We start from the raw sequence: 2,761 nt of genomic DNA on the forward strand, positions 1-2,761 counted from the left end.
CGTCACAACATGAAGCTCGACGATGTCGACGCCTGGGAAATCAACGAAGCCTTCGCCGCGCAGGTGCTTGGCTGCATCCGTGCCTGGCAGGACGACGACTACTGTCGCGAGCAGCTCGGGTTGCCCGGCGCGTTCGGCACGCTCGACGAGTCGAAGCTCAACATCGACGGTGGCGCGGTAGCGCAAGGCCACCCGGTCGGCGCCTCCGGCGCACGCATCGTACTGCATGTGCTGCAGGTACTCAAACGTACAAACGGCAAGCGCGGCATCGCCTCGATCTGTATCGGCGGCGACCAGGGCGGCGCCATGCTTGTGGAAGCTCTGTGAACCACCGCGACGCAAGGAATGATATGCAAAACATGATCAGCCGTGAAATTCAGCGGTTGCCCCTTGTGCTCAATTTGTCTCGTCATTCCGGCGAAAGCCGGAATCCACTGCGCCTGGCGAGAACACCCATGGATTCCGGCTTTCGCCGGAATGACGAAGTAAGTTGCCGGAATGACGAAGTAGGTTGCCGGAGTCATGGTTTGAGTTCACATGCCTCTGCGCCCTCTGTAGTGAAAGGTTCTTTATGAAAAACTGGAAACTTGATCGCGATGCCGACGGCATTGCCTGGGCCACGCTCGACAAGGCGGAGTCCTCCACCAACGTACTCTCGGCCGAAGTGATGGCCGAACTCGCGCAGCTTCTCGACATCTGCGACCGCGAACCGCCCAAGGCGCTGATCTTCCGCTCGGGCAAGGAAGCGGGCTTCATCGCCGGCGCCGACATCGAGGAGTTCACCACGCTCGATTCGCCGGCCAAGGGCCGTGCGTTGGTGCAGCGCGGCTGGGATCTCTACAACCGCCTCGCTGCCGTGCCTTACGTCACACTGGCGCTGGTGCGCGGCCACTGCATGGGCGGCGGCACTGAACTGGCGCTGGCCTGCACCTACCGCGTTGCGGTGGATGAGCCGGGCACCAAGTTCGCATTGCCCGAAGTCATGCTCGGCATTGTTCCCGGCTGGGGCGGCATGCTGCGCCTGCCGCAGCTCGTCGGCCCCGCCGCCGCGCTGGACATCATGCTGACCGGCAAGGGCATCGACGCCAAGCGCGCCAAGCGCATGGGTCTTGCCGACGAATGCGTACCGCCGCGCGTCATGGAAAACGCCGCGCGCATGGTGGCATTGTCGGGCCGTCCGCGTCATCAACTGCCGCTGATGCAGCGGCTGATGAACAGCGCGCCGCTGTCCGGCATCGTCGCATCGCAGGCCAGGAAGCAGGTGGCCAAGCGTGCGCGCCAGGAGCACTACCCGGCACCCTACGCCATCATCGACATGTGGCAGAACTATGGCGGCAATGCGCTCGCCGTACCTGCGAACTCGCCGACATCGCTTGATGCCATCATCGGCTCGGCGACGACGCGTAACCTCGTTCGTGTCTTCTTCCTGCAGGAGCGTCTCAAGAGCTTCGGCAAGGAGGCAGCCGGTTTTGCGCCCAAGCGCGTGCATGTGATCGGTGCTGGCGTCATGGGTGGCGACATCGCTGCATGGTGCGCGCAGCGCGGCATGACCGTGACGCTGCAGGACCAGAAAATCGAGCGCATCGCGCCGGCCATCAAGCGCGCGGCCGAAGCCTATCGCCGCAAATTCCGCTATGACCGCGACGCCGACAAGCAGATGCGCTTTGTGCTCGATCGCCTGATTCCCGATCCGGCGGGCGAGGGCGTGCGCCAGGCCGACGTCATCATCGAAGCCATCTTCGAGAATCTCGATGCCAAGCAGGCGCTGTTCCGCGATGTCGAGGCACGTGCCAAACCCGATGCCCTGCTGGCGTCCAACACCTCCAGCTTGCGTCTGGGCGACATCGCCCAAGCGCTGAAGAATCCGGCTCGCCTGGTCGGCATCCACTTCTTCAACCCGGTGGCGAAGATGCCGCTGGTCGAAGTCGTGCAGGGCGCGACCACCGACGACGCGACCGCGAAGAAGGCCGCGGCCTTCGTGCGCAAGATCGACAAGCTGCCGCTGCCGGTGAAGGATGCGCCGGGCTTCCTGGTCAACGCCGTGCTGGCGCCCTACATGCTCGAAGCCATGCGCTGCGTCGAGGAAGGTCTGTCCCCGGAAACCGTGGACGAAGCCGCGCTCGCTTTCGGCATGCCCATGGGGCCGATCGAACTGGCCGACACCGTCGGTCTCGACGTGGCGATGGCGGCGGGCAAGAGCCTGGCAGCCGGTGTTACCGAGGCGCCGAAGAAACTGGCGGACCTCGTCGCTGCTGGCAACCTCGGCCGCAAGACGGGCAAGGGTTTCTACGCTTACGAGAAAGGCAAGGCCGTCAAGGCTCCGGCCGGCAGCGTGCCGGCCAAGCTTGCCGAACGCCTGGTGGGTCCGCTGCTGGCGGCGACGCAAAAATGCGTTGCCGGCGGCATCGTCGCGGACGCCGACCTGGCCGACGGCGGTGTAATCTTCGGCACCGGATTTGCACCCTTCACCGGTGGACCGATGAATTACATCAAAAGCACAGGAGCCTGAAATGACTGAACGGATCGCCACGCCACCGCAGAAAACGCCCGTCCTGCGGGTGATGACCATGCCCGCCGACACCAACCCCTCGGGGGACATTTTTGGTGGCTGGGTGATGGCACAGGTGGACGTTGCCGGCGGCATCGCGGCCATGCAGCGTGCGCGCGGACGCGTCGCGACCGTGGCGGTCAATTCCTTCCTTTTCAAGCAGCCGATCTCCGTCGGCGATGTCGTCAGCTTCTACGTCGACGTCGTCAAGGT

Annotated in this window: 2 protein-coding genes and 1 pseudogene; all 3 read left to right on the forward strand. The window is 64.3% G+C overall.

Going from position 1 to position 2,761, the window contains the following annotated elements; all coding sequences use genetic code 11:
• Window positions 1–327, forward strand: a pseudogene (locus HXX15_RS22895) (acetyl-CoA C-acyltransferase); the annotation flags it as partial.
• Between the two features lie 244 nt (window positions 328–571).
• Window positions 572–2,509 (forward strand): 3-hydroxyacyl-CoA dehydrogenase NAD-binding domain-containing protein, encoded by a 1,938-nt coding sequence (locus HXX15_RS22900; RefSeq protein WP_296519215.1) that lies wholly within the window; start codon window positions 572–574, stop codon window positions 2,507–2,509.
• A 1-nt stretch (window position 2,510) separates the two neighbouring features.
• Window positions 2,511–2,761 (forward strand): hotdog domain-containing protein (locus HXX15_RS22905; RefSeq protein ID WP_296519216.1); only part of this gene is annotated, 251 nt, incomplete at its 3' end.

The sequence above is a fragment of the Rhodopseudomonas sp. genome, assembly GCF_013377015.1.
GTDB lineage: Bacteria > Pseudomonadota > Alphaproteobacteria > Rhizobiales > Xanthobacteraceae > JARJEH01.